The sequence below is a fragment of the Pseudomonas fluorescens genome (genome assembly GCF_902497895.1).
Classification (GTDB): Bacteria; Pseudomonadota; Gammaproteobacteria; order Pseudomonadales; family Pseudomonadaceae; genus Aquipseudomonas; species Aquipseudomonas fluorescens_BP.
This window is the reverse complement of the sequence record NZ_CABVHQ010000020.1, coordinates 12295-38946: the sequence shown is the minus strand read 5'-3', so window position 1 is coordinate 38946 and position 26652 is coordinate 12295. Positions and strand designations below refer to the sequence as shown.

The 26652-nt window shown below is 59.9% G+C and carries 24 protein-coding genes and 1 pseudogene; 10 read left to right on the top strand and 15 right to left on the bottom strand.

The window, feature by feature from the left end:
* Positions 1-17: 17 nt before the first annotated feature.
* Positions 18-1268, bottom strand: coding sequence for a kynureninase (gene kynU / locus F8N21_RS12465; RefSeq protein WP_150642430.1), 1251 nt, complete (start codon positions 1266-1268; stop codon positions 18-20).
* 221 nt (positions 1269-1489) lie between these two features.
* Between kynU and F8N21_RS12460 the strand changes: the two genes are divergently transcribed.
* The gene (locus F8N21_RS12460; protein ID WP_150642429.1) at positions 1490-1963 is read left to right on the top strand and encodes an Lrp/AsnC family transcriptional regulator; all 474 of its coding nucleotides are present in this window, start codon (positions 1490-1492) and stop codon (positions 1961-1963) included.
* Between the two features lie 204 nt (positions 1964-2167).
* Here F8N21_RS12460 and F8N21_RS12455 read toward each other — a convergent pair whose 3' ends face one another.
* From F8N21_RS12455 to F8N21_RS12420, 8 genes are all read right to left on the bottom strand, one after another.
* Entirely contained in the window at positions 2168-2941 is a 774-nt protein-coding gene (locus tag F8N21_RS12455; protein WP_150642475.1) for a 1,6-dihydroxycyclohexa-2,4-diene-1-carboxylate dehydrogenase, read from the bottom strand.
* A gap of 33 nt (positions 2942-2974) precedes the next feature.
* Complete coding sequence (benC, locus tag F8N21_RS12450; RefSeq protein ID WP_150642428.1) at positions 2975-3988, bottom strand: benzoate 1,2-dioxygenase electron transfer component BenC; 1014 nt, start codon at positions 3986-3988, stop codon at positions 2975-2977.
* A 10-nt stretch (positions 3989-3998) separates the two neighbouring features.
* Positions 3999-4487, bottom strand: a complete 489-nt coding sequence (gene benB / locus F8N21_RS12445; protein WP_150642427.1) for a benzoate 1,2-dioxygenase small subunit — start codon at positions 4485-4487, stop codon at positions 3999-4001.
* Complete coding sequence (gene benA / locus F8N21_RS12440; RefSeq protein ID WP_150642426.1) at positions 4487-5845, bottom strand: benzoate 1,2-dioxygenase large subunit; 1359 nt, start codon at positions 5843-5845, stop codon at positions 4487-4489. Before benA ends, benB begins: the two co-directional genes overlap by 1 nt.
* 144 nt (positions 5846-5989) lie before the next feature.
* Positions 5990-6943 carry an AraC family transcriptional regulator gene (locus F8N21_RS12435; RefSeq protein WP_150642425.1) on the bottom strand — a complete coding sequence of 318 codons (954 nt, stop codon included), beginning with the start codon at positions 6941-6943 and terminating at the stop codon, positions 5990-5992.
* Positions 6944-7195: 252 nt separating this feature from the next.
* Positions 7196-8125 (bottom strand): catechol 1,2-dioxygenase, encoded by a 930-nt coding sequence (catA, locus tag F8N21_RS12430; RefSeq protein WP_150642424.1) that lies wholly within the window; start codon positions 8123-8125, stop codon positions 7196-7198.
* A 52-nt stretch (positions 8126-8177) separates the two neighbouring features.
* Positions 8178-8468, bottom strand: coding sequence for a muconolactone Delta-isomerase (gene catC / locus F8N21_RS12425; protein WP_150642423.1), 291 nt, complete (start codon positions 8466-8468; stop codon positions 8178-8180).
* A gap of 12 nt (positions 8469-8480) precedes the next feature.
* Positions 8481-9623, bottom strand: coding sequence for a muconate cycloisomerase family protein (locus F8N21_RS12420; RefSeq protein ID WP_191624300.1), 1143 nt, complete (start codon positions 9621-9623; stop codon positions 8481-8483).
* A 136-nt stretch (positions 9624-9759) separates the two neighbouring features.
* Here F8N21_RS12420 and F8N21_RS12415 point away from each other — a divergent pair, with 136 nt between their 5' ends.
* A complete protein-coding gene (locus tag F8N21_RS12415) occupies positions 9760-10635 on the top strand; it encodes a LysR family transcriptional regulator (RefSeq protein WP_150642422.1) in 876 nt (291 codons plus the stop codon).
* On the opposite strand, the pseudogene F8N21_RS12410 reads toward F8N21_RS12415, so the two are convergent.
* Positions 10632-11642, bottom strand: a pseudogene (locus F8N21_RS12410) (helix-turn-helix domain-containing protein). The gene F8N21_RS12415 and the pseudogene F8N21_RS12410 sit on opposite strands and share 4 nt — an antisense overlap.
* Before the next feature lie 593 nt (positions 11643-12235).
* Here F8N21_RS12410 and antA point away from each other — a divergent pair.
* From antA to F8N21_RS12390, 4 genes are all read left to right on the top strand, one after another.
* The gene (gene antA / locus F8N21_RS12405) at positions 12236-13624 is read left to right on the top strand and encodes an anthranilate 1,2-dioxygenase large subunit (protein ID WP_150642421.1); all 1389 of its coding nucleotides are present in this window, start codon (positions 12236-12238) and stop codon (positions 13622-13624) included.
* Between the two features lie 2 nt (positions 13625-13626).
* Positions 13627-14118 (top strand): anthranilate 1,2-dioxygenase small subunit, encoded by a 492-nt coding sequence (antB, locus tag F8N21_RS12400; protein WP_150642420.1) that lies wholly within the window; start codon positions 13627-13629, stop codon positions 14116-14118.
* Positions 14119-14135: 17 nt separating this feature from the next.
* Positions 14136-15158 carry an anthranilate 1,2-dioxygenase electron transfer component AntC gene (gene antC / locus F8N21_RS12395; protein WP_150642419.1) on the top strand — a complete coding sequence of 341 codons (1023 nt, stop codon included), beginning with the start codon at positions 14136-14138 and terminating at the stop codon, positions 15156-15158.
* An 88-nt stretch (positions 15159-15246) separates the two neighbouring features.
* On the top strand, positions 15247-16650 hold the full coding sequence (locus F8N21_RS12390; RefSeq protein ID WP_150642418.1) for an amino acid permease: 1404 nt from the start codon (positions 15247-15249) through the stop codon (positions 16648-16650).
* A 368-nt stretch (positions 16651-17018) separates the two neighbouring features.
* Here the strand turns inward: F8N21_RS12390 and kynA are convergent, their stop codons facing one another.
* Together kynA and kynB are read right to left on the bottom strand one after the other, a co-directional pair.
* The gene (gene kynA, locus F8N21_RS12385) at positions 17019-17873 is read right to left on the bottom strand and encodes a tryptophan 2,3-dioxygenase (RefSeq protein ID WP_150642417.1); all 855 of its coding nucleotides are present in this window, start codon (positions 17871-17873) and stop codon (positions 17019-17021) included.
* The gene (kynB, locus tag F8N21_RS12380; RefSeq protein WP_150642416.1) at positions 17870-18535 is read right to left on the bottom strand and encodes an arylformamidase; all 666 of its coding nucleotides are present in this window, start codon (positions 18533-18535) and stop codon (positions 17870-17872) included. The genes kynA and kynB overlap by 4 nt, the downstream gene beginning before the upstream one ends.
* Positions 18536-18836: 301 nt before the next feature.
* On the opposite strand from kynB, the gene F8N21_RS12375 reads away from it, so the two are divergent.
* Positions 18837-19181 carry a cupin domain-containing protein gene (locus F8N21_RS12375; RefSeq protein WP_150642415.1) on the top strand — a complete coding sequence of 115 codons (345 nt, stop codon included), beginning with the start codon at positions 18837-18839 and terminating at the stop codon, positions 19179-19181.
* A gap of 302 nt (positions 19182-19483) precedes the next feature.
* On the opposite strand, the gene mmsB is transcribed toward F8N21_RS12375, so the two are convergent.
* Both mmsB and F8N21_RS12360 read right to left on the bottom strand, forming a co-directional pair.
* Complete coding sequence (mmsB, locus tag F8N21_RS12365; protein WP_150642414.1) at positions 19484-20371, bottom strand: 3-hydroxyisobutyrate dehydrogenase; 888 nt, start codon at positions 20369-20371, stop codon at positions 19484-19486.
* A 14-nt stretch (positions 20372-20385) separates the two neighbouring features.
* Entirely contained in the window at positions 20386-21912 is a 1527-nt protein-coding gene (locus F8N21_RS12360) for a CoA-acylating methylmalonate-semialdehyde dehydrogenase (RefSeq protein WP_150642413.1), read from the bottom strand.
* A 163-nt stretch (positions 21913-22075) separates the two neighbouring features.
* Here F8N21_RS12360 and F8N21_RS12355 point away from each other — a divergent pair, with 163 nt between their 5' ends.
* Complete coding sequence (locus F8N21_RS12355; RefSeq protein WP_150642412.1) at positions 22076-23023, top strand: LysR family transcriptional regulator; 948 nt, start codon at positions 22076-22078, stop codon at positions 23021-23023.
* A gap of 25 nt (positions 23024-23048) precedes the next feature.
* Here the strand turns inward: F8N21_RS12355 and F8N21_RS12350 are convergent, their stop codons facing one another.
* Positions 23049-24317: a diguanylate cyclase domain-containing protein gene (locus F8N21_RS12350; protein WP_150642473.1), complete on the bottom strand. Its 1269-nt coding sequence runs from the start codon at positions 24315-24317 to the stop codon at positions 23049-23051.
* Positions 24318-24688: 371 nt separating this feature from the next.
* Here F8N21_RS12350 and F8N21_RS12345 point away from each other — a divergent pair, with 371 nt between their 5' ends.
* Together F8N21_RS12345 and F8N21_RS12340 are read left to right on the top strand one after the other, a co-directional pair.
* Positions 24689-25540, top strand: coding sequence for a sugar phosphate isomerase/epimerase family protein (locus F8N21_RS12345; RefSeq protein ID WP_150642411.1), 852 nt, complete (start codon positions 24689-24691; stop codon positions 25538-25540).
* A 12-nt stretch (positions 25541-25552) separates the two neighbouring features.
* Entirely contained in the window at positions 25553-26611 is a 1059-nt protein-coding gene (locus F8N21_RS12340; protein ID WP_150642410.1) for an isopenicillin N synthase family dioxygenase, read from the top strand.
* Positions 26612-26652: the final 41 nt, after the last annotated feature.

Genomic DNA, 26652 nt, shown 5'->3' with positions numbered 1-26652 from the left:
GGTTTGCGACAGACCGCTCAAGTCACGCTGTGGCGGATCTGGAACTGCTCCTGGGACCAGGTCTTCCGGTCGAGAATCTCGCCAAGGATCTGCACCGCATCCCAGACCTCGGTAAAGCTGGTGTACAGCGGGGTGAAGCCGAAGCGCATGATCCGCGGTTCGCGGTAATCACCGATTACGCCACGGGCGATCAGCGCCTGGATCACCGCATAACCTTCGGGATGTTCGAAGCTGACATGGCTGCCACGTTTGGCGTGTTCGCGCGGGGTGATCAGGGTCAGCTCATGAGCAGCGCAGCGCTGCTCGACCAGCTGGATGAACAGATCAGTCAGGGCCAGGGACTTGCTGCGCAGGCTGGCCATGTCGGTCTGGGCGAAAATATCCAGGCCGCATTCGACCATGGCCAAGGAGGTGATCGGTTGAGTGCCGCACAAATAACGAGCGATGCCGCTGCTCGGCTCGTAACGCGACTCCATGGCGAACTGCCGGGAATGGCCGAACCAGCCGGACAGCGGTTGCGTCACCAGATCGCACAACTCAGGCGAAACCCAGACGAAGGCTTGCGAACCGGGACCGCCATTGAGGTATTTGTAGGTGCAGCCGATGGCGTAGTCGGCGCCGGCCAGATGCAGATCAACCGGCACCGCGCCGGCGGAGTGCGCCAGGTCCCAGATCGCCAGCGCGCCACACTCGTGGCTCAGCGCGGTCAGGGCCTGCATGTCGTGCATGTAGCCGGTCTTGTAGTTGACGTGGGTAAGCATGACCACTGCGGTGTCCTGGTCAATCGCTTGCGGCAGCTCTTCGGGGCTGTCGACCAGACGCAGGGAGTAGCCCTGCTGCAGCATGTCTGCCAGGCCTTCGGCGATGTACAGATCGGTCGGGAAGTTGCTGGTTTCGGTGACGATCACCCGCCGGGTCGGCGCCCGTGTGGCCTGCACCCGCAGGGCGGCGCTGAGCACCTTGAACAGGTTGATCGAGGTGGTGTCGGTCACCACCACTTCACCGTCACCTGCACCAATCAACCCCGCCAAGCGGTTGCCCAGACGCTCAGGCAGGTCGCGCCAGCCGGCACTGTTCCAACTGCGGATCAGGCCATTGCCCCATTCCTCGGCGATCACTGCCTGAGCACGCGCCAATGCTGCGACCGGGCGCGCGCCCAGGGAGTTGCCGTCGAGATAGATCACCCCGTCGGGGAGCGCAAACTGCTGACGCAGAGGAGCCAGAGCATCCTGCGCATCAAGCGCCAGGCAATCGTTTCTTGTCGTCATTGAGTGTCCTGTTTTCTTGAATGACATGCCGTCCGGGCAGATCGCGATAGTCGGGTCGAGCCTGGGTGCGAGAGCCGGGTTTCAGGGGTTTTCCGCGGCTACACGATGGGCAGATAATGAACGAAGTAATGCAGAATATTCGTGCAAAGTGAGCAGCCATATAGTAGTTATCTCGAATAAAATTCGAATCCAACCACAAAAATCGCGGATTTATTCAAGCCATGACTCTCGACTCGACAGACCTGCGGATCCTGCATCACCTGCAACAGGATGGCCGTATCAGCAATCAGGAATTGGCGGAGAAAGTCGCACTGTCGCCCTCGGCCTGTTTACGCCGTCTGCGCCTGCTGGAAAGCGAGGGAATCATCACCGGCTATCGCGCGGTGCTGAATGCCGAAAAGTTGGGTATCGAACTGGAGGCCATCGTCCATGTGTCATTGCGACAGGACGTCGAGGACTGGCACGAGACCTTCATCAAGAAGGTCCAGTTGTGGCCGGAAGTGGTCACCGCCTACGTGATTACCGGGGCGAGTAACTATGTGCTGCGGGTCCAGGCGCGCAACCTCAAACACTTCTCGGATTTTATCGTCAACCAGCTGAACCGCACGGCGGGGGTGACCGACATCCGTTCGGAAATCGTGTTGCAGAAAATCAAGGAGAAGGAGGCGTTGCTGGATTTGGTGGTGCGAAAGTGACCGCCAATTAATGGAAAACTATGATCAGGTGATGAATTGTGGCGAGGGGGCTTGCCCCCGCTCGGCTGCGAAGCAGTCGCAAAACCGGTTAATGAGTTCGCCCTGACACAACACGATTACCGATTTTAGGACCGCTTCGCGCTCCAGCGGGGGCAAGCCCCCTCGCCACAGGTCAGCGTTCACACTTGTTTCAGCAGCAGCCAATCAGCCCTGATCACCGCCACCCACCGGCAGTGTCATGCCGGTGATGTAGGACGCCTCGTCCGAGGCCAGGAACAGTATCGCCGCCGCTTGTTCATCGATCGTGCCGTAGCGTTTCATCAGTGTGCTGTCGCGGGTCTGGTCGACGATCTGCTGGTACCAGATTTTTTCCTCAGGCGTCTGCTCGACACTGTTGCGCGGGATGCGTCGTGGTGGCGCTTCGGTGCCGCCGGGGGCGGTGGCATTGACCCGGATTCCGCGTTCGGCGGTTTCGAATGCCAGGCACGCCGTCAACGCATTCACCCCACCCTTGGCCGCACCATAGGGCACGCGGTTGATACTGCGGGTGGCAATCGACGAGACGTTGACGATTGCCCCACTGCCCCGCTCCAGCATATAGGGCAGCGCGGCATGACAGCACCAGAGCGTCGGGAACAGCGAGCGCTGCACCTCGCTCATGATCTCGTCGGGTTTGTAATGTTCGAACGGCTTGGCCCAGATCGTCCCACCGACGTTGTTGACCAGGATATCCAGACGGCCGCAGCGTGCGATAGCCTCGGCCATTACCCGGCCGCACTCGACGTACTGCTCGAGGTCGGCGGTCAGCGCCAGCACTTCGCAGCTGGCGGCCAACTCATCGCGCAACTCGAACACCAGCTCCGAACGGTCGACCACCACCAGTCGCGCGCCTTCGGCCGCCATGCGTTCGGCAACCCGTCGGCCAATGCCCTGGGCGGCGCCGGTGATTAATGCAACCTTGCCGGTGAAACGTGAAATGCTCATGTCAGCTCCTCAACCTTGGGATTGGATTCAGGCCGCGCTGGCGGCGAACTTCTCGTAGTAGAAATTCGCTGGCGCAATGCCCTGTTCGGCCAGGTAACGGCTGACCCCATCGACCATCGCCGGCGGCCCGCAGAGGTAGACGTCGACATCACCGGCGTTGAGATGCTGCGGTTCGATATGTTGAGTGACGTAGCCCTTGAGCGGATGACCGCTGTCCGGATTGGCCACGCAGGCGCTGAAGCTGAAATTTGGAATGCTCGCCGCGAAGGCTTGCAGGCGCTCCATCTCCACCAGGTCGTGGTCGTTGGTCACACCGTAAATCAAGTGCAACGGATGTTCGCTGCCCTGCTCGGCAATGCGTTCGAGCATTGCGGTGAAGGGCGCCAAACCGGTTCCGCCTGCCAGCAGCAACAATGGCCGACGGATTTCCCGCAGGTAGAACGAGCCCAAGGGTCCGGCGAGATTGATCGAATCGCCAGCCTTGGCCAATCCTGTCAGGAAGCTGCTCATCAGCCCGCCCGGCACATTGCGGATCAGGAAGCTGACCTCGCCATCGCGCTGCAACGAACTGAAGGAATAGGCACGAGTCTGTTCGCTGCCAGGCACCTGCAGGTTGACGTATTGACCCGGCAGGAATGCCAGTTTGCTCAGGGCCTCGCCCTTGATCGACAGCGAAAGGGTGCTGTCGGAGAGCTGGCGAATCTGGCTGATGGCCGCGTTATAGCTGGTCTGCTGGGTGCGGCAGACGTCCGAGGACACCGGCACTCGCACCACGCAGTCGCTTTGCGCGCGCATCTGGCAGGTCAGCACGTAACCCTGTGCGGCTTCCTCCTCGCTGAGGGCGTCTTCGATGTACTCATCGCCCAGCTCATAACGACCGGCTTCGGCGAAGCATTTGCAGGTTCCGCAGGCGCCGTCACGGCAGTCCAGCGGAATATTGATGCCTTGGCGATAAGCCGCGTCGGCAACGGTTTCACCGACATCTGCGGCAATGAAGCGGGTCACCCCGTCTTCGAAATTCAATGCAATTTGATGGCTCATGGCGACGGCCTCACAGATGGTAGATGTCGATGACCTGACGGACGTAATCGTTCTTCAGGATGACTTTCTTGGCCTTGATCAGTGGGGTCTCGCCACGCACGTCGAGGGTGTAGAAACTGCTCCCGAAATAGCTGTCCACGGTCTTGTAGCGAAAGCTCAGGGTGTGCCAGTTGAAACGTACTTTGCACTGGCCATCGGCGACTTCCAGTACTTCGATATTGCTGATGTTGTGCGAGGTCCGGGTGTCCGGCACGCTGGCGCTGGAGCGCTCGGTCTTGATGCGAAAGATGCGATCTTCCAGGCCGGTACGATTGCCGTACCAGATCAGCGAAATTTCCCGCTGCGGGTCTTCGGTCAGCTCGTCGTTGTCGTCCCAGGACGGCATCCAGAAACTCGCATCGGCCGCGTACAGCTCCAGCCAGTTGTCCCAGTCCTTGTCGTCCAGGTAGCGTGCTTCGCGGTAAAGGAAGTCACGCACCGCGTCGTGAGAAATGCTCATCACACGGCCTCCACGGGAATGGTTTTCGCCTGCTCGGCGGCCAGCGCCTTGAGCATGGTCTCCTGCCAGTACTTGTGTTGCAGCACGAACAGACCTTCGTCTTCGGTGCGCACGCCGCTGAGCAGCGGATGCAGATCGATTTCCTGGGCTGCCGCATCGGCGCCTTCGACCCAATGCATGGCGCCGCGGGACATGTCGTTCCAGCCACCGCTGCCCTGATAACCGACCTGGCAGGAGCGGAACTCTTCCAGGTCATCGGGAGTGGCCATGCCACTGACGTTGAAGAAGTCCTCGTACTGGCGAATGCGCTTGGAACGAGCGTCGTCGCTCTCGCCTTTAGGTGCGACGCAGTAAATGGTGATCTCGGTGCGATCCACCGAGATCGGCCGGGCGATGCGGATCTGCGAGCTGAACTGATCCATCAGGTAGACGTTGGGGTACAGGCACAGGTTGCGCGAGTTCTCGATCATCCAGTCGGCGCGAGCCTTGCCGAAGTCCTGGGCCAGCTCATCGCGACGCTCGTACAGCGGACGATCTTCAGGGTTCGCCCAACGGGTCCAGAGCAGCATGTGGCCCTTGTCGAAGGAATAGAAACCACCGCCCTGCTTGGCCCAGCTGCCGGCACTCATGGTCGGATTGGAGTCGCCGGCTTCGCGCTGTTTGCGCTGGCTCTGGGTGGCCGCGTAGTTCCAGTGCACGGAGCTGACGTGATAGCCGTCGGCGCCGTTCTCGGCGGTGAGCTTCCAGTTGCCTTCGTAGATGTAGCTCGACGAACCGCGCAGCACTTCCAGGCCGTCGGTGGATTGGTCGACGATCATGTCGATGATTTTCGCCGACTCACCGAGATGTTCAACCAGCGGCACTACATCGGCTTTCAGGCTGCCGAACAGAAAACCGCGATAGGACTCGAACCGCGCGACCTTGGTCAGGTCGTGGGAGCCTTCGCAGTTGAAGCTCGACGGGTAGCCCGCTTCGGCCGGATCCTTGACCTTGAGCAGCTTGCCGGAGTTGTTGAACGTCCAGCCATGGAACGGGCAGGTATAGGACGCCTTGTTGCCGGTCTTGTGCCGGCACAGCATCGCACCGCGGTGACTGCAGGCATTGATGAAGGCATTGAGTACACCGTCCTTGTTCCGCGCGATGAAGATCGACTGGCGGCCCATGGTGGTGGTGTAGAAGTCGTTCTTGTTGGGGATCTGGCTCTCATGGGCCAGGTACAGCCAATTCCCTTCGAAGATGTGTTCCATTTCCAGATCGAACAACCGCGGGTCAGTGAACATCTCGCGCTTGCAGCGGTAGACGCCTTGATCCGGGTCTTCTTCAAGCAGTGAATGAAGGTATTCAGGTTGCAATGACATGGTCACAGCCCTCCGTTGTTATTGTTCAGGCAAGGCTCATGCTAGAAAGATGGCGCAAACGGCAATATCCACTGAGCGCAGATCGCTATCCATTTTCTGCACAGGGCAACGGGGGGGGGGATTCAGCGGGGATGGCGCGCAGATTCAGTGACGACGCTTGAGGGTGTCCGACGGCAATTCGCCGAACTGCTGGCGATAGTTTTGCGAGAACCGTCCCAGGTGCAGGAAGCCATAGTCCATGGCCAGCTCCGTGACGTTACGCACGTTGCACGTCTCATCGCTGAGACAGGCATGTACCCGTTCCAGCTTCTTCAGGCGAATGTAGTTGTTCGGCGTGGTTCGGGCATGGCGCTCGAACAGCGAATACAGCGAACGCAGGCTCATGCGGGCCTGAAAGGCCAGCTCTTCACTGCCGATGTCCTGTTTCAGGTTCTGCTCGATATAGTCGACGATGTGCTCGAAGGTCGCGTCCCGCGAACTCAGGTGGCTGCGCTGGATGTTGGACTTCATCAGGCTGAGCATCTTGCTGGCAACTATCTGGGCGTAATGCTCCTGGACCTTGAGCATCGGTTCGCTCGCCTCGGCCTCCAGGCAGACCATGGCCAGCAAATTGACGAAGCCTTCCAGCTCGCCGGGACTGTAGCGATTCTGCGAAAAGCGCACCCCAGGCCCCGGGTACAACCAGCGCTGCTCCAGACAGGCAGCCTCCAACAGGTTGGTGGGGATTTTCAGAATGAATTTTTCGCAATCGGCGGAATAGGTCAGGTCGACCGGGTCATCGGGGTTGATCAGCAGCAGTTCGCCAGGCGCCAGGTAATGTTCCTGGTTATGCCCGCGCCACAGGCAATTGCCCCTGAGCAGGACTTGCAGGTGGTAGATGGTTTCCAGTGCCGGCGAGGTGACGTGAACGCTGCCGCCATAGCTGATGCGGCACAGGTCGAGGCTGGCGAATTTGCGGTGATTGAGGCTGGCCTGCGGGCTGGACGCCTTGGGCAGGTGGATGCAATGCACGCCGACGTGCTGATTGACGTAGCCGGACACCGCATACGGGTCGGCACGCTCAAACACCAGACTGCGCTCGCTCAGCAGACTTTCCATAACCGGTCACTCTTACTGTTCTATGCCGTGATTCTAAGCCGTTCGGCAGCATAAATAATGCCGCGAGATAAACGGTCGGTTATCTCGCGGCTCTGGCGAGATCGCCAAGATCGCAGCCTGCGGCACCCGCGGATTGGCAGAAACACCCAATCCCGTAGGAGCTGCCGCAGGCTGCGATCTTTTGGCGATTCCGGAGATTGCCTAACAGCAAGATCAAAAGATCGCAGCCTACGGCAGCTCCTACGCCAGTGGTCAGTCTTCCAGGGCGCGGACTCGCTCCATACGCTGCTGTTCCACTGGAGCTGCGGCAGACTGCAAGGTGAAGTCGAAGTCGATCTGCGCGAAACGCCCTTCGACGCCCAGCTCGCGGGCCATTTCCTGGTCCTCGCTGAAACGGATATCGGCGATCAGCTCATCACGGGTCGCGTAGGCGAAATCGTCGTGCAGGTACGGATCACCCGACAGGTTGATCTGCGTGGTCAAGTGACGATGGCCAGGCGCCGAGATGAAGAAGTGGATATGCGCCGGGCGCTGGCCGTGGCGGCCCAACTGATCCAGCAGGTGCTGGGTCGGCCCGGTCGGCGAGCAACCGTAGCCGGACGGCACGATACTGCGGAAGCGATAACGACCCTGATCATCAGTCTCGATGCGCCGACGCAGGTTGAACTCCGACTGCGAGCTATCGAAGTAGGAGTAGTTACCGGCGGTGTTGGCCTGCCATACGTCGACGATCGCGCCGACCAGCGGTTTGCCATCGGTGTCGCGGACCTGGCCTTGCATGAACAACACCACGCCCGGATCGAGACCGTCATCCAGTCGCGCTTGGTGTTTCGACAGCGGCGCGCCAGCAACATACAACGGCCCTTCGATGGTTCGTGGCGTACCACCGGACTTGCCGGTCTGCTCGTCCTCGGCATCCATCAGCAGGTCCAGGTAATGCTCGAGGCCCAGGCCTGCCGCCAACAATCCGGCTTCCTGGTTTTTCCCCAGTACGTTGAGGTAGTTGACCGCTTTCCAGAACTCTTCCGGGGTCACTTCCAGGTCTTCGATGATGTTCACCGAGTCGCGCAGGATCCGGTAGATCAGCGCTTTAGTCCGAGGATTACCGCCTTCGTTGAAGTTGCCGCTGACTTCTTCAAGAAACTTCTGGACACTGGCAGTGTGGGAAATTCTGACTGACATGATTCATTCCTCATCTTGTATTTATTAGGCTAGAGCACAAAGCTCACAGGGCTCAGCGATCGTCGTCGCGAATCGACGAAGGATGCCGGCACAGTGCATTCACTTCGATGGCCATGTATGGATAGAGCGGCAGTTGCATCAGCAGGTCATGCAGTTCCTGCACGCTGTCGACGTCAAATACGCTGTAGTTGGCGTAGAGACCGGCGATCCGCCACAGGTGCCGCCATTTGCCTTGCTCCTGCAGACGCTGGGCCAGGGCTTTTTCGTCGGCCTTGAGCTGCGCGGCGCGCTCTGGATTCATGTCGACCGGCAGGTTCACGGTCATTTTTACGTGGAACAACATGGCAGTATGTCCTCAGGCGTGTGAAGTGGAAGACTTGTCGCGACGGAAGAACGCCAGGCGCTCCTCGTCGATGCTCAGGCCCAGGCCCGGCTCGTTCGACACGTGCAGGTGGAAATCGCGGTACACCAGCGGCGTGGCCAGGATGTCTTCGGTCAGCAGCAGCGGGCCGAACAGTTCGGTGTCCCAGGCCAGCTTGGCCAGGGTCAGGAAGGCATGGGCCGAGGCCAGCGTGCCGATCCCGCCTTCGAGCATGGTGCCGCCATACAGGCCGATCCCCGCTGCTTCGGCAATCGCCGCGGTACGCAATACCGCGCGCGGGCCGCCGTTCTTGGCGATCTTCAGGGCAAACACCGAGGCCGCGCCTTCGCGAGCCAGGTTGAAGGCGTCCTCGACACATTCAATGGATTCGTCGGCCATGATCGGCGCCGGGCTGGACAGGTTGAGCCGGGCCATCCCGCTACGATTGTTGCGCGAGATCGGCTGCTCAATCAGATCGATACCGTTGTCGCCGAGGATCTGGCAGGCGCGCAAGGCGACAGCTTCATCCCAGGCCTGGTTGACGTCGACCCGCACGCTGGCGCGATCACCCAGGGCCTTTTTGATGGCGATGACATGGGCCAGGTCCTGATTCACTTCGCCAGCGCCGATCTTCAGCTTGAAGATCCGGTGGCGGCGCAGGTCGAGCATCTGTTCGGCTTCGGCGATGTCTTTTGCCGTGTTGCCGCTGGCCAGGGTCCAGGCCACCGGCAGCGCATCACGGACCCGCCCACCGAGCAACTCGCTGACTGGCAGGCCAAGGCGTTTGCCCTGGGCATCGAGCAGGGCGGTTTCGATACCGGACTTTGCAAAGGTGTTGCCACGGATGCTGCGCTCGAGTCGCAGCATGGCCGCGTTGATGTTGCAGGCATCCTGACCGATCAGCAGCGGGGCGAAGTGGCGATCGATGTTGGTCTTGATGCTTTCGGGGCTTTCGTTGCCGTAGCTCAGGCCGCCAATGGTGGTGGACTCACCGATACCTTCGATACCGTCGGCACACCGCACACGGATGATCACCAGGGTCTGGTTCTGCATGGTGTGCATCGCCAGCTTGTGCGGGCGGATGGTCGGAAGATCGACGATGATCGTCTCGATCGATTCAATGGCGCTAGCGTGCATGTCGATACCCGTCAGGTTCTTTGCTTGTTTCACCCGATTCTGATCGCCATTGTTTGTAGGTTCCAATATAGAATTGGTCTCGATCCATACCCCAAGGGTATGCAACACATTCAGCCGTTGTCTTTGAGGAGTCCCCATGGAGCTTCGCCATCTGCGTTATTTCCAGGTTCTGGGGGAGACCCTCAACTTCACCCGCGCCGCCGAGCGCCTGCATATCGCCCAGCCGCCCCTCAGCCGACAGATTCAACAGCTGGAAGACGAGTTGGGCGTGGTGTTGCTGGAGCGTGGCCGGCCGCTGCGATTGACCGAAGCCGGGCGGTTTTTTTATGAACATTCCAACGTCCTGCTCGAGCAACTGGGCAAGGTCTGCGACAACACCCGTCGGATCGGGCTGGGTGAGAAGACCTGGCTGGGCATTGGCTTTGCCCCTTCGACCTTGTACGGCATGTTGCCGGAGCTGATTCGCCGGCTGCGCAACAACGACGCCCTGGAGCTGGAATTGGGTCTGTCGGAAATGACCACCCTGCAACAGGTCCAGGCACTCAAGGCCGGCCGGATCGACGTCGGCTTCGGCCGCATTCGCATTGACGATCCGGCGATTTCGCAGCGGGTACTGATCGAGGATCGGCTGGTTGCCGTCCTGCCTGCCGGTCACCCGTTGCTGGCCGGGCCGACAACCCTTGCCGAATTGGCCAAGGAGCCTTTCGTGTTGTATCCGGGCAACCCCCGGCCGAGTTACGCCGACCATGTGATCGCGCTGTTCGATGCCCACGGGCTGAGTATCAAGGTGTCGCAGTGGACCAATGAATTGCAGACCGCCATCGGCCTGGTCGCGGCCGGCATGGGCACAACACTGGTGCCGGCTTCGGTTCAAGTGCTGCACCGCGCCGATATCGGCTACACCCCGTTGATCGAGGCTACGGCCACCTCGCCGATCATTCTCAGTCGACGGGTCGCTGACCAGTCGCCGGGGCTCAATCATTGCCTGCAGTTGATCGAGGAATTGCTCTAGCGCTGCATGCGCCGGGCCTCGTGACGCTGCACGGTCATGCTCGGGGACTCGTCGAACAACTTGCGGTACTCGGCGGAAAACCGCCCGAGGTGGGTGAAGCCCCAGCCCATGGCGATCTCGGAGATATTGCGTGCCGAGCCGTGCTCCAGAATGTCCTGGCGCACGGCGTTCAAGCGGTATTTTTTCAGGTAGACCATCGGCGACAGGGCGAAGTATTTCTTGAACGCATCGAACAGCTTGAAGCGCGAGACGCCGGCAGCGGCTTCGATGTCCTCCAGACGCAGCGCTTCCCGGGCGTTGTCGTGGATGTACTGCTTGGCCCTGATCAGATAGTGCGGCAACTTTACTCCCAACACCTCCCGCAGCTCTTCGGAGTAGTTGTTCGGCTGGGCGAGGATCAAGCCTTTGATCAATGAGCTTTCGATGTCCCGAGTGAAGGCCACCTGTTCGTACAGCTCACTGCTGCGTGCAAGCTCGGCGATGAAATAACGCGCCATGCGCCACCACGAGGCCTACGCCCCGTCGACCGCATCCATCACCGGTTCAAAACGCAGCGGCGCATCCAGCGGTCGCTGCAGCATGCCTTCCAGGGACTCGCTCATGGCGGCGCGGGTGATCACCACCTGGACTTTGCGACAGTCGCCGGAAATCGCCAGCATCTGGCTCTCGTTCGGGGAAATGATCACCCCTTGATCGCGGTTGGACTTCAACAGCGTGCCGTTCTTGCTCAACTCCTGCTCGCCCACCAGCGGCAGGCTCAGGCTGTAGCTGCTGAAGTGCTCGGCGTCTTCAATGTCGACGGTGACATCGGTACCGTATTCGATAGTGCCCAGGGTCGTGGCCATGGACTTGAACACATTGGCGCTGTGATGAAAGCGGATCCGCTCGGGGGTCGAGGTTTGCAGTTGGTGCGGCCCGCAGATGCCGGACATCCAGTTCCGCGCCCCCTCGAGGTCATAGTGATCGATACGAATGTCGCGAAACTGCGGATCAGCGTTGCTACTCATCACGGCGCACCCACGGCAATATTTTTTAGCGCGCTCTAACGGCACGCATCAGGCTTGAAAAGAGCAAGTTCCAAGCCACAACACGGCTGGGCCAACCCAGTGGATAGCAATCATCGACTAAGCGGATAACGCGGCCGGTTTGAAGCTGGGGCGGGCCATTGAACTGCGCTGGAGACCCCGCAAAACAGTACCTGATTGCGGCAAACAGGGGCAGCCGTTTATCGGCGGGTGCAGGGGGTTGGGTAATCGCTGCCCAGAGCAATGCCTGGGTGTTACCCCGGGGTAAAACAGGTTTCTGTGTTGGTACAAATCCCCCGTAGCAGCTGCCGAAGGCTGCGTTCGGCCGCGAAGCGGTCGTAAATTCGGCATGTAGGGTTTTCCTGAAAGACTGCGATTGCAGATCTTATGCCACGACCGCTGCGCGCTCGAACGCAGCCTTCGGCAGCTGCTACGGATCAGCGCACCATCCAATTGCTCACCTGATGCCGCCGAACTTTCTGGACTGCCTTCGCCGATTAACCGGATAGACCCCTGCCCGCTCCACTCTCTCTAATGAGCACACCGATTGGCCTGAATAAAAAAGGTACACCCCCATGAGTGGCGCAAAAAACGTCGAGCAATGGAAAGCGTTTATTGAAGGCTGCCTGGACTTCCGTCCGGCAGACGGCGTGTTCCGGATTGCCCGGGACATCTTCACCGAGCCGCAGTTGTTCGATCTGGAGATGGAGCTGATCTTCGAGAAGAACTGGATCTACGCCTGCCATGAAAGCGAACTGGCCAACAATCACGACTTCGTCACTCTACGTGCCGGGCGCCAGCCGATGATCATTACCCGTGACGGCAACGGACAGCTCAACGCCTTGATCAATGCCTGCCAGCATCGCGGCACTACCTTGACCCGCGTCGGCAAGGGCAACCAGTCGACCTTCACCTGCCCGTTCCACGCCTGGTGTTACAAAAGCGATGGCCGCCTGGTCAAGGTCAAGGCGCCCGGCGAATACCCGGAAGGTTTCGACAAGGCCACTCGCGGCCTGAAGAAGGCGCGCATCGAGAGTTACAAGGGATTTGTGTTCATCAGCCTCGACGTGCACGGAACTGACAGCCTCGAAGACTTCCTCGGCGATGCCAGGGTGTTCTTCGACATGATGGTGGCCCAGTCGCCCACTGGGGAGCTGGAAGTGCTGCCCGGCAAGTCGGCCTACACCTACGATGGCAACTGGAAACTGCAGAACGAAAACGGCCTCGATGGCTATCACGTCAGCACCGTGCACTATAACTACGTGGCCACCGTGCAACACCGCCAGCAGGTCAACAGCGAGAACGGCACCCGCAGCGGCACCACCCTCGACTACAGCAAACTCGGTGCCGGCGACGCCAATACCGATGACGGCTGGTTCGCCTTCGATAACGGCCATAGCCTGCTGTTCAGCGACATGCCGAACCCGGCCGTGCGCTCCGGCTACGCGACGATCATGCCGCGGCTGATCGAGGAACATGGCCAGCAAAAGGCTGAATGGATGATGCACCGCCTGCGTAACCTGAACATTTATCCCAGCCTGTTTTTCCTCGATCAGATCAGCTCGCAGCTGCGCATCATTCGCCCGGTGGCCTGGAACAAGACCGAAATCATCAGCCAGTGCCTGGGGGTCAAAGGCGAGTCGGACGCCGACCGCGAGAACCGGATTCGGCAGTTCGAAGACTTCTTCAACGTGTCCGGGCTCGGCACCCCGGATGACCTGGTGGAATTCCGTGAAGCCCAGCGTGGTTTCCAGGCGCGCCTGGAGCGCTGGAGCGATATTTCCCGCGGCAGCCATCAATGGGCGACCGGCGCCACACCGAACAGCGAGTCGATCGGCATCATGCCGGCCATGACCGGCACCGAATTCACCCACGAGGGGCTTTACGTCAACCAGCACAGTCACTGGCAGAAATTTCTGCTCGATGGCCTGGAAGCGAAATCCCTGAAGCTGCGTGAGGTGTGAAGATGAATGCGCAATTGCAGTACCGGATCGAACAGTTTTTCTATCGCAAATCCGAGTTGTGCGACGCCCAGGACTGGGACGCCTACCTCCAGCTGTTCGACGAAAATAGCGAGTTCCACCTGCCGCAATGGGACTCGGAGCATGTCTACACCCAGGATCCCAAGCGCGAGATGTCGCTGATCTATTACCCGAACCGTTCGGGCCTGGAAGACCGGGTGTTCCGCCTGCGCACCGGCAAGGCCGCCTCGGCGACTCCGATGCCGCGCACGCTGCACCTGGTCAATAACCTGCGCATCGGCGAACTCGAGGGCGGTGAGCTGGAGGTGCGGCTGAATTGGCACACGCTGTTCTATCGCCTGGCCACTTCCGAGCAGTTCTACGGCCGGGCGACCTATCGCCTCAAGCCCCACGCAGACAGCTGGCTGATCACCCGCAAGCATGTGCTGCTGTTCAACGACACCATCAACTCGGTGCTCGATTTCTACCACCTCTGAACCCATGGAGACCGGGCATGAATCACAAGGTCGCGTTCAGCTTTGCCGACGGCAAAACCCTGTTCTTTCCCGTACAGGCCAATGAAATACTGCTCGACGCCGCCCTGCGCAACGGCATCAATATTCCCCTGGATTGCCGCGAGGGCGTCTGTGGAACCTGCCAGGGCCGCTGCGAATCGGGCGATTACAGCCAGGACTATGTGGATGAGGAGGCTCTCTCCAGCCAGGACCTGCAACAACGCAAAATGCTCACTTGCCAGACCCGGGTGAAATCCGACGCGGCGTTTTATTTCGACTTCGCCTCCAGCCTGTGCAATGCCTCAGGCCCTGCACAACTGAGCGGTAGAGTCACTGAAGTCAGTCAGGTCTCGGCGAGCACCGCGATCCTGCATCTGGATCTGGGCACGGCCGGTCAGCCGCTGGATTTCCTCCCGGGGCAATACGCCCGGCTGCTGATTCCGGGGACCGGGAGCAAGCGCTCCTACTCCTTCGCCAACCGGCCAGGCGCCCACAATCAATTGCAGTTCCTGATTCGTCTGTTGCCCGATGGGTTAATGAGCAATTACATCCGTGAACGCTGCCAGGTGGGCGACGAAATCGGTCTGGAAGCGCCGCTGGGTGCGTTCTATCTTCGTCACATCGCCAGGCCGCTGATCCTGGTGGCCGGTGGCACCGGGTTGTCGGCGCTGCTGGGTATGCTTGATGAAATTGCCGAACGCCGCTGCGAGCAACCCGTACACCTGTACTACGGCGTACGGGATGCTGCCGACCTGTGCGAAAGCGCACGCATCGAGGCCTATGCCGAGCGCATCCCGGGGTTTCGTTACACCACGGTGGTCAGTGAGCCCGCGCCCGGCTGGGGCGGAAAGTGCGGCTACATCGCCGAGCATTTCGACGCCAGCGAATTGCGCGACACGGCAGTCGACATGTACGTCTGCGGGCCACCGCCCATGGTCGAGTCGATCAAGAGCTGGTTGCAGAGCCAGGCACTCGACAAGGTTCATCTGTATTACGAGAAATTTACCGAGAGCAATGTCTGAATACTGAAAAAAAGCGTCGGGATTGAATAAACTCACGCAACCAACCAAACCAAACCAAGCCTGACCAGAACAACTAGAAGGGATCCAGATGGCGGATGAAATCTTGCAACAGGGCGAGCTCAAGCGGGGGTTGAAAAATCGTCATATTCAGCTGATCGCATTGGGCGGAGCCATTGGCACCGGGCTGTTCCTGGGCTCCGCCGGCGTACTCAAGTCAGCCGGGCCGTCGATGATCCTCGGCTATGCGATTGCCGGGTTCATCGCCTTTCTGATCATGCGCCAGCTGGGTGAGATGATTGTCGAAGAGCCGGTGGCCGGCTCCTTCAGTCACTTCGCCCACAAGTATTGGAGCGGTTATGCCGGCTTTCTATCCGGCTGGAACTACTGGGTGCTCTATGTACTGGTCGGCATGGCGGAACTGACGGCCGTGGGCAAGTACGTGCAGTTCTGGTGGCCGGAGGTCCCCACCTGGGTCAGTGCGGCGGTGTTCTTCGTGCTGGTCAACCTGATCAACACGATGAACGTCAAAGTCTTCGGCGAGATGGAGTTCTGGTTCGCGCTCATCAAGGTCGTGGCGATCATCGGCATGATTGTCCTGGGCTGCTACATGCTGTTCAGCGGCACCGGCGGCCCGCAGGCCTCGGTCAGCAACCTGTGGAGCCATGGCGGTTTCTTCCCCAACGGCAGCAGCGGTTTGCTGATGGCGATGGCCTTCATCATGTTCTCCTTCGGTGGTCTGGAGCTGGTCGGCATCACCGCCGCCGAAGCCAGCGAACCGAGGAAGGTGATTCCCAAAGCGATCAACCAGGTGGTTTATCGCGTGCTGATCTTCTACGTCGGCGCACTTACCGTACTGCTGTCGTTGTATCCGTGGGATCAGTTGCTGCAGACTCTGGGCGCTTCCGGCGATGCCTACAGCGGCAGTCCGTTCGTGCAGATCTTCTCCCTGATCGGCAGCGATATCGCCGCACATATCCTCAACTTCGTGGTGCTCACCGCGGCACTCTCGGTCTATAACAGCGGCGTCTACTGCAACAGCCGCATGCTCTACGGCCTGGCCGAACAGGGCGACGCGCCCAAGGCGCTGATGAAACTGAACAAACAGGGTGTGCCGTTGCGGGCGTTGGGCATATCGGCGTTGGTCACCTTGTTGTGCGTGGTGGTTAACTACGTTGCCCCGCAGAATGCGCTTGAGTTGCTGTTCGCCCTAGTGGTTGCATCGCTGATGATCAACTGGACGCTGATCAGCCTGACCCATCTGAAGTTTCGCAAAATCATGGGCCAGCAAGGCATAGTGCCGAGCTTCAAGTCGTTCTGGTTTCCCTTCAGCAACTACCTGTGCCTGGCCTTCATGGCGATGATCATCTGCGTGTTGTTGATGATCCCGGGGGTACGCGCTTCGGTCTTCGCCATGCCGGTCTGGGTGTTGGTCATCTATGGTTTCTATCGGGTGCGAGTGGCCAGGAGTCGGGGCTTGCCGGCGGTTCAGTAACCTTTAAACCCTCGACAAAAAAAGTCCCGGCATTCGATGAATGCCGGGGCTTTTGTATTTTGGATCAGACCATTTCATGCGCAGCCCGCTCTCACCCCGTAGCAGCTGCCGAAGGCTGCGTTCGGCTGCGCAGCAGTCGTAAAATCGGTATGTGTATTTCTTCAGGTAGATTGCGTCCACCGAATTGCGACCGCTGCGCGCTCGAACGCAGGCTTCGCCAGCTGCTACGGAGGTTTTGGCGTATACCTGCGGATTCGCGGGTGTACCCCGATCTTGGCTACCTCGCCCGCACCGAAAATCTTTGACGGTCACACAAATAAAAACGGCCCGGCATTCAATGAATGCCGGGCCGTTTTCTTTTATCCGGATCAGAGGGTCGAACGCACCCGCCACAATTCCGGGAACAGCACGGTATCGAGCATCTTGCGCAGATAACCAACGCCTTCGGTGCCGCCGGTTCCCGGTTGGAAGCCAATGATTCGCTCCACCGTGGTCACATGCCGGAAGCGCCATTGACGGAACGAGTCTTCAAGGTCGATAAGCTTTTCGGCCAATTGATACAGGTCCCAGTATCGCGAAGGGTCGGTGTAGACCACGCGCCAGGCCGCTTCGACCGAGGCGTCATGGGCCGTAGGGCTGCTCGGGTCGCGCTCGAAGCGTTGCGGATCGATGCTCAGGCCTGCGTTGGCCATCAAGCGAATCGCTTCGTCATACAGCGAAGGCGTGGCAATTGCCTTTTCAAGTTCCTGCAACAACTCCGGACGATGGGCATGGGGACGCAACAGGGTCGCGCTTTTGTTACCCAGGATAAATTCGATCTCGCGGTACTGGAACGACTGGAAGCCCGAGGACTGCCCCAGAAACGGCCGTATCGCGTGGTACTCGGTGGGGGTCATGGTGGCCAGCACCGTCCAGGCATGCACCAGCTGATCGAAAATCCGCGAGACCCGTGCCAACATCTTGAAAGCCGGCGGCAACTCCCCCAGCCGGAGGTGTTCGCGAGCGGCCTTGAGCTCGTGCAGCATCAACTTCATCCACAGCTCCGAGGTCTGATGCTGGATGATGAACAGCATCTCGTTATGATCTGGAGACAACGGGTGCTGAGCGCTGAGAATACGGCCCAGGTCCAGGTAATCGCCGTAGCTCATGGAGTCGGAAAAATTCAGCTCGGCGTTATGCCATTCCTCTGTCTGGTTGGCAGGCGAATAGGGACATTGGCTCATTGAGCAGGCTCCTCAAGTGGCGGTTTATTCAGTGGACGCAAAATCGCCCTGACCGGACTGGCGTCCAGATTGGCGAAACGCAGCGGCAGCGCGATCAATTCATAGTCCCCTTCCGGAACTTCATCGAGCACGATGCCTTCGAGGATGGCCATGCCGTGGCGGGCCACGGCATTGTGCGAATCCATGGTCTTGGATTGTTGCGGGTCCAGCGACGGCGTATCGATACCGATCAAGCGCACACCAAGGCTCGCCAACAGGTCGACGGTTTCTTTGGCGACGGCCGTGAAGTCCGGATCCCAGGCGGTTAACGGCGCTTGGCGATAAGTGCGCAGCAGCACCCGTTCAGGCAGGTTTTGCAAACGACCTTCCAGTTGCTTGGGGTGCACCAACTGGCCGCTGTCCAGGCAATGCAGCACACGGCAAGGGCCGATATAGACATCCAGCGACACATCGCCAATGGCCGCACCGTCAGCGCTGTAATGCAGCGGCGCATCGACATGGGCGCCGGTGTGCGGCGACAGGGTGATGCGCCCGACATTCACCGGACATTCGGGCCCGAACTGCCAGACGCGCTCCTCCTGAAAAGGTGTATCGCCCGGCCAGGTCGGTGTCGCGATACTCAAGGGCGGGCTGATATCCCACCACGACATGGTTTCTTTCATTGCAAAGCTCTCGGCCTGTTCCGAAGTGAATGATACGAGTGATAGCTGTGAATATTCTTGCGAAAGCCTGCGGGAAGGCCCAGATTTTTCGCACATACTGCCGAGAATCAGGCATTTCCCGAGAGGAAATTTCAATGAAAAGAACAGACCGTTCAACAGCCTGATTTCATCCGCCGAGCGGGGGCGTGGATGCATGACGGCCGCTGCGTTTCTGGACAGCTCAGTGTCGAGTACAGACAACTGGCACCTCGCCAGGCGCTATAGGGTGCGACTTCAGTTCTCCCTACCGCTCGGAGTCATCATGTCCGCACCGCTTACCGTTCTTCGCGATACCCACCCTCTGCCCGTGCTCGATGCCTGCAAATGGGAAAAGCTCGAAGGCGACCCGCACACCGTCAACCTCAACGCCTACACCAGCGAAGACGGCAGCAAGATCATGGGCACCTGGATCTGCACGCCGGGCAAATGGCGGGTCGAGTATGTGAAGTGGGAATACTGCCATTTCCAGGAAGGCTACTGCGTGATCACCCCGGACGGCATGGCGCCGATCCATCTGCGGGCGGGTGATATTTTCGTCATCGAGCCGGGGATGACAGGCACCTGGGAAGTGGTCGAGACGGTGCGTAAGTATTTTGTGTTTGCCTGATTTTCAAACTGGCGGGTGTTGGGTATAGGCATTGCCCTAATACCAGCCAAGACTGGCGCAAACTTGTGGCGAGGGGGCTTGTCGGAACGCCGCATCGCCCCGTTCGGCTGCGAAGCAGTCGTAAAACCGGTCACCGCATTCAGTCTGAATGAACTCGGTGATTGGTTTTAGGAGCGCTGCGCGCTCCAGCGGGGGCAAGCCCCCTCGCCACAGGTATAGCGTTCGCCTGGTGCGATATGTTTGGTCAACCAAACGCAAAAAAACCCGAGAGCCCATCCGACATGGGCTCTCGGATAATCCCATTATTGGGGTTTGCGATAGCTATTGATGATCGCCGAGAAGTCCTTGCCGCCTTCCCCACGCTGGCTCATTGCCTGATACAGCTGCTCGGCTACTGCGCCGAGCACCACCGGCTGGTGCGCCTGACGCGCTGCTGCAGTGGCCAGGCCCAGGTCCTTGAGCATCAACTCGGCACCGAAACCGCCGGTGTAACCGCGCGAGGCGGGCGCCGTTTCGACGATACCCGGCCACGGGTTGTACATCTCCGAACTCCAGCAACGCCCGGTCGAGCTGTTGATGATGCTGGCCAGCACCTGGGTATCTATCCCCAATGCGTCGCCCAACGCCATGGCTTCGCTGACGCCGACCATGGAAATCCCCAGCAGTAGGTTGTTGCAGATCTTGGCGATTTGCCCGGTGCCCACTTCACCGCAAAGGACGATATTGCGGCCCATTTGTGCCAGCACTGGCTGCAGGGTGGCGAACAGCTCCGGCGTTGCCCCGACCATAAAGGTCAGGGTGCCTGCCTGGGCGCCACCGGTACCGCCGGAGACTGGGGCATCGGCCATGGCCACGCCTTGCCTGGCCGCAGCCGCCGCCACATCACGGGCGGTCTGTGGGTCGATGGTGCTGCAATCCACGGCTGGCACACCTTTGGCGATCCCGGCCAACACCCCGTCTTCACCCAGCCAGACACTGCGCACATGGGCGGCGGCCGGCAACATGGTGATGACCAGCTCGCTGCCTTTCGCCGCTTCACGCGGTGAAGCGCTGATAGTGCCACCCAGCTGGGCCAGTTCGGCGAGCACGGTCTGGTTCAGGTCGAACAGGTTCAGCTCGTGGCCGGCCTTGATCAGGTTGCGCGCCATCGGCGCGCCCATGTTGCCCAGACCGATAAATGCAATCTTCATGTTCTTCTCCTCGATCAGCGCAGGTTGATGGTGGTGTTAACACCGTCGTTTACGCTGTCATCGTCGAACCAGCGACTGGTGACAGTCTTGGTCTGAGTGTAGAACTGCACCACTTGTTTGCCGTACGGGCCGAGGTCGCCGAGCTTGGAACCACGGGAACCGGTGAAGCTGAAGAATGGCACCGGCACTGGAATCGGGATGTTGATCCCGACCTGGCCGACGTCGATTTCAGTCTGGAATTTACGCGCTGCTGCGCCGCTCTGGGTGAACAGGCCGGTGCCGTTGCCAAACGGGTTGCTGTTGACCAGAGTGATGGCCTGATCAAGGGTATCGACTTCCATTACCACCAGTACCGGGCCGAATATTTCCTGGGTGTAGATCTGCATCTCGGGGGTCACGCCGGAGAACAGGGTCGGGCCAATGAAGTTGCCTTGTTCGAACCCTGGAACCTTGACATCGCGGCCGTCGAGTTCCAGCTTCGCGCCTTCCTTGATGCCCGCTTCGATCAGCGACAGCACACGGGCCTTGGCCTTTTTCGAAATCACCGGACCGACATCGGTGCCCGGCTCGCTGCCGGCATTGACGGTGAGTTTCTGCGCCAGTGCCTTGAGGTCCGGCAGCCATTGCTTGGCCGCGCCCACTAGCACTACCACCGAAGTGGCCATGCAGCGTTGACCGGCAGCGCCGAAACCGGCACCAACCAAGGCGTTAAGAGCTTGTACACGATTGGCATCAGGCAGCACCACCGCGTGGTTTTTTGCGCCCATCATCGATTGCACGCGCTTGCCGTGTTTACCGGCCAAGTCGTAGACATGGGTACCGACCGCGGTCGAACCGACAAACGACACAGCTTTGATGTCCTTGTGGGTGCACAGCGCATCCACCACGTCCTTGCCGCCGTGCACCACGTTGAGTACGCCCGGCGGAACGCCGGCTTCGAGCGCCAGTTCAACCAGCAGCATGGTCGACATCGGGTCCTGCTCGGAAGGCTTGAGCACGAAGGTGTTGCCGCAGGCGATGGCCATCGGGAACATCCACAGCGGAATCATTGCCGGGAAGTTGAACGGGGTGATCCCGGCGCAGACGCCGATCGGCTGACGCAGGGTGTAGGTATCGACGCCACCGGCGACGTTCTCGGCGAACTCGCCCATCTGCAGGCTGCCGATGGAGCAGGCGTGCTCGACCACTTCCAGGCCACGGAAAATATCGCCTTCAGCGTCGGCAATGGTCTTGCCCTGCTCGGCGCTGAGGACCATGGCAATACGTTTGGAGTGTTCGCGAATCAACGCCTGGAGCTTGAGCATGATGCGCATCCGCGCGCCGAGCGGCGTCAACTTCCAGGTCTGGAAAGCGCGATGGGCAGCGCTGATGGCGGCGTCGACTTCAGCGGCGGTAGCGAACGGGACTTTGGCCAGCACTTGCTGGGTGGCCGGGTTGACGATGTCGTGCCACTCGGTGGTCTGCGACTCGACCCATTCGCCGTCGATCAGCAGCTTGACCCGTTGCAGGGTGGTTTCGTCTGGCGTGAGAGATGCGTTCATGATGGTCTCCTGGCTTCTTGTTATTGAAGAGAGTGGTGATGCAGGCAGCCAAGGCGTGTTGTCGCCTTGAAATGGTGAGTGCGTCCTGAATTGGTGATCGGACTGTTTTTGGAGTATAGATGTGCAAACTTCTAATAAGAACGCACATAAAAGCCGGTCCAACATGCAAAAAAACATCACGTCTTTAAGCTCTTTGAATTGGGACGACCTGAAGTTCTTCCTCGAGGTCGCCCGTACACGCAAGGCCAGCACGGCCGCCAAGCGCCTGGCGGTGGACTACACCACCGTGTCGCGGCGCATCAGTTCACTGGAAGGTGCGCTGGGCACCTTGCTGTTCGAAAAATCGCGGACCAACGGCTTTGTGCTGACTGCCGAGGGCCAGCGTCTGCTGGGCTATGCCGAGTCGATCGAAAGCACGCTGCACATGGCCTGCGAGCAGGTCTCGGGCTCCGGGGTAGCGCTTTCGGGGCATGTGCGCATGGGCTGCACCGAGGGTTTTGGCAGCTTCTTCATCACCCCGCAGCTGAGCCACTTCGTCGACACCTACCCGGCGATCTCGGTGGACATTCTGCCGCTGCCGCACTTCATCAGCCTGTCCAAGCGCGAGGCGGATATCGTCATCGCCCTCGAACGCCCGGAACACGGCCCGTACGTGTGCTGCAAACTCTGCGACTACCGCTTGCAGCTATACGCGACCCAGGATTACCTCGACAAACACCCACCCATTCGTCGCCCGGCCGATCTGGGCAAGCATCAGTTCATCAGCTATGTCGACGATCTGGCGTTCAGCTCGGAGCTGCTTTACCTGGCCAACGTATTGCCCGGCGCCAGCGCCACCCTGCGCAGCACCAGCGTGATCGCCCAGTATGTCGCCGCGCTACAGGGCCGCTCGCTGGCGATCCTGCCGTGTTTTCTCGCCGCCCAGGACCCGCGCCTGCTGCCGGTACTGCCGCAAGAGATCAACATCACCCGACAATTCTGGATGTACTGCCGCGAGGACCTGCGCAAGCTCAAGCGGATTACCCTGTTGTGGGATTACATCCGCAGCGTGACCGAGCAGAATCGAGGGCTGTTGATGGGTGAAACCCGGTCGATGCTGTTCGCCGACTAATCGGCGCTCGGCACCCTCAAGGGGGTTAGCCCCCGGTTTGCACATTGGCAGCCGGGAGGTCCGCTCCCGCGGTGTGTTGCCCGCCTCGGGAAAGGCATTTGGCTTGATACATCGCCGCATCGGCGGCATTGAGCAGGGCGCCTGGGGAAGCGCCATGATCGGGGTAGATGGCAATGCCAATACTCAGTGAGGTCAGGATAGAGGTGCTGCCCGATAGCTGCACCGGCAGGTCCATGCTGGCAATAATCTTCTCGGCAATGCGCTCGGCGTCCTCGTTGTTGTGCAGGGACGGCAGCAGAATCGCGAACTCGTCACCGCCCAGACGCGACACCAGATCCTCTTCGCGCAATTGCGCTTTGACCCGAGTAGCGACGGCTACCAATACCGCATCACCGGCTGCGTGGCCGAAGTTGTCGTTGATGCGTTTGAACTGATCACTGTCGAGAAACAACACCGCGACCCGCTCGTCGAACTTCTTCGCATTGTGCAACGCACGGATCAGCCGGCCTTCGAAAAACGCCCGGTTCGGCAGGCCGGTGAGGCTGTCATGGCTGGCCTGGTGGGCCAGTGACTGGTTCTCGTCTTGCAGGCGCGTCTGCCAGGTTTCCATTTCATCGAGCAAGGCATTGAAGTCGTTGCCCAGGCTATCGAACTCGGCAATTTCGACCGCTGGCACATGCCGGTCGAAAGCGCGTTCAATGCGCGCCCCGTGGGCGACACTGGCCAGATGGCGCAGCGGAGCGATGATTCCTCGAATCTGACGGCGCGCCAGATACAACGCAACCCAGGCACTCACGGCAGTACACAACAAAATGCCGGCCAGACCGCTGAGCAAAAAGCGCAGCAGACTGCCGCCGTATCCAATGAGCAGGATGCTGCCGATTTCCCGGCCCTGATGAAAAATCGGCTGGGTGATCGATTTTTCCAGAAAGGCCCGGGCGATCTGCATTTCCAGCTCAGAGAGCAGTCCGGATTCCGGTCGCTGCCAACGCGTCAGCAATCGTCCGCGCGCATCGAAGACCTGGGCCTGCGCGACCTCTTCGGTAGAGGCGATCAACGCCAGTGCTGCAGTGACCGCGACCTTGTCGTCGGACATCACCGCGGCTTCGACGGTGTAGCTGATCGAGCGGGCAATCAAATGCAGGTTGTGATCGGCATAGACGCGTAAGGCCAGAACGCCGAGCAGGCTCAAGGAAAGGCTGGTCATGGCCACCGCCACCCACGCAACGATCCAATGCCCGCGACCGATGACCGAGTGCAGGGTGGGACGGCTGTGTTGGCGCAGGAGCTTCATGGGACCGGCGTTTGCGTCCACTTCCATGCAGGAATTCTCTTCAATCGTCAGGGCGATGCCCAAACGGTAGCACAGCCGCTGAAACCTTCACGAAACTGCGCTCATAGATAGGCGACTAACTGTTTAGAAAAGTCTGAAGTAACAATTTTGAGTTTCCTATTCTTCCCGGCCCTGCGTCCTGCCTACCATCGGCGCCAACGTACCTGCGGCCGCCAGCGGCCCTGATAACAATAAAAATTAACAACGATCGAGTGAGAACGGATACCCAGAGATCCGGCTCATGGAAACTTTTACTACTGCCGTAACAGCCCGATCCGGTCATGGACCGCCGTCGAGCCTTGAGTAGTTGAAGGAATCGTGGAGGTTCGCCGATGAAACTTGAAATATTCCGTACCCTCTGGGGCTATACCGCGAGCAAGGCTCAGGCACTCGATGAGTTACTGCACGCCGGCTTCGACGGCATGGAAGCCCGCCTGCCACTGGAACCCCGCGAGCGAGCCGAGTTCGGCGCTTTTCTACAGGCCAATCGAGTCGGTTATATCAGCACGGTGTTTACCGCCTATGACGTACTGCCGGAGCAATCCGCAGCGCCCGCCGAACACCTCCTTGATCTGGACCGAAAACTCGCCTGGGCCGCCGAACTCAACCCACGCTTCGTCAATGTGCTGGGCGGCAATGACCGCTGGCCTCTGGCGCAGCAGGTGGAGTTCTTCGGTCAGGCCATTCTACTTGCGCGCAAGCACGGGCAAATCTGCAGCTACGAAACCCACCGTTCGCGTTCGCTGTTCAACCCCTGGTTGACCCTTGAGCTGATCCGGCAACTGCCCGACCTGCGGTTCACCAGTGATATCAGCCATTGGATCGTTACCTGCGAGCGCTTGTTGAATGACCCGGCGGATGACCTGAGTGCCTTCGTCGACCGCGTGCACCACATCCAGGCCCGGGTCGGTTATGACCAGGGCCCGCAGGTGCCCCATCCCGCTGCCCCGGAATACGCCCGGGAACTGGCCTTCCATCAACAGCACTGGGAAGCCATCTGGCGCTCCCAGCAGGCTCGCGGCTATCAGGTCAGCACCTTGACCCCAGAGTTCGGCGCCGACGGCTATTTGCATCACCTGCCCTTCACCAATGTGCCGGTCGCCGACCTGTGGTCGCTGAATACCTGGATGGCCAGGACCGAGCGCGAACACTTCGATCGCTTCAACCACTCAACCCTGCTGTGAGGTTTTTGCGTCATGCCTGAGAAGATCAATAACAGTCCGGCCCAAGCCAACTTCAACAGGATTCCGGTGGTGGATATCGCCGGCCTGTTCAGCATCGAACTGGAACATCGCCTGGCCGTCGCCGAGCAGCTCGGGGCGGCCGCCAGCGACGTCGGCTTTCTCTACATCACCAGCCACGGCATTGAGCCGCAGCTGATCGCCAACTTGCGTCAGGCGGCCAAGGACTATTTCGCTCAGCCGTTCGACACCAAGATGCAGCACTACATCGGCACCTCGAAGACCCATAAAGGGTATGTCCCGGAAGGCGAAGAGGTTTACGCCAAGGGCAAACCGGATCACAAGGAAGCGTTCGATATCGGCTTCGAAGTCCCGGCCAACGACCCGCTGGTGCTGGCCAACACCCCGCTGCTCGGACCGAATGAATGGCCGTCGCTCCCTGGTTTCAAGGCAGCGGTGCAGGCCTACTACGCGGCGATCTTCGCCCTCGGCCAACGGCTGTTCGGTGGTTTTGCCCTGGCCTTGGGCCTGGAAGAAGACTATTTCGACAGCATGGTCACCCGCCCGCCATCCAAGCTGCGGCTGATCCACTACCCCTTCGACGACACGGTCCAGGATGCGCCCGGTATCGGCGCGCACACCGACTACGAGTGCTTCACCATTTTGCTGGCTGACAAACCGGGGCTGGAGGTGATGAACGATCTTGGCCAATGGATTGATGCGCCGCCCATTCCAGGCGCTTTCGTGGTGAACATCGGCGACATGCTCGAAGTCATGACCGCTGGCGCCTTCGTGGCGACCGCTCACCGCGTGCGCACGGTGAGTGAAGAGCGCTACTCCTTCCCGCTGTTCTACGCCTGCGACTTCCATACCCAGATCAAACCGCTGCCCGGCTTTGCCAAAGCCGAACACGACTATGAACCGATCGCTATCGGCGAACACATGTACGGCCAGGCTTTGCAGACTTACCAATACCTGCGCAAGCGGGTCGAAGCTGGCGACATCCAGCTTCCAGAAAAGGCCCGCAAGCCATCGAGCTTCGGCCATTTGAAAAACCAGGCGCAGCCTTCCTGAACCCTGTCGTCGGCCACTACCTCCCTACCCTGGAGTCACTG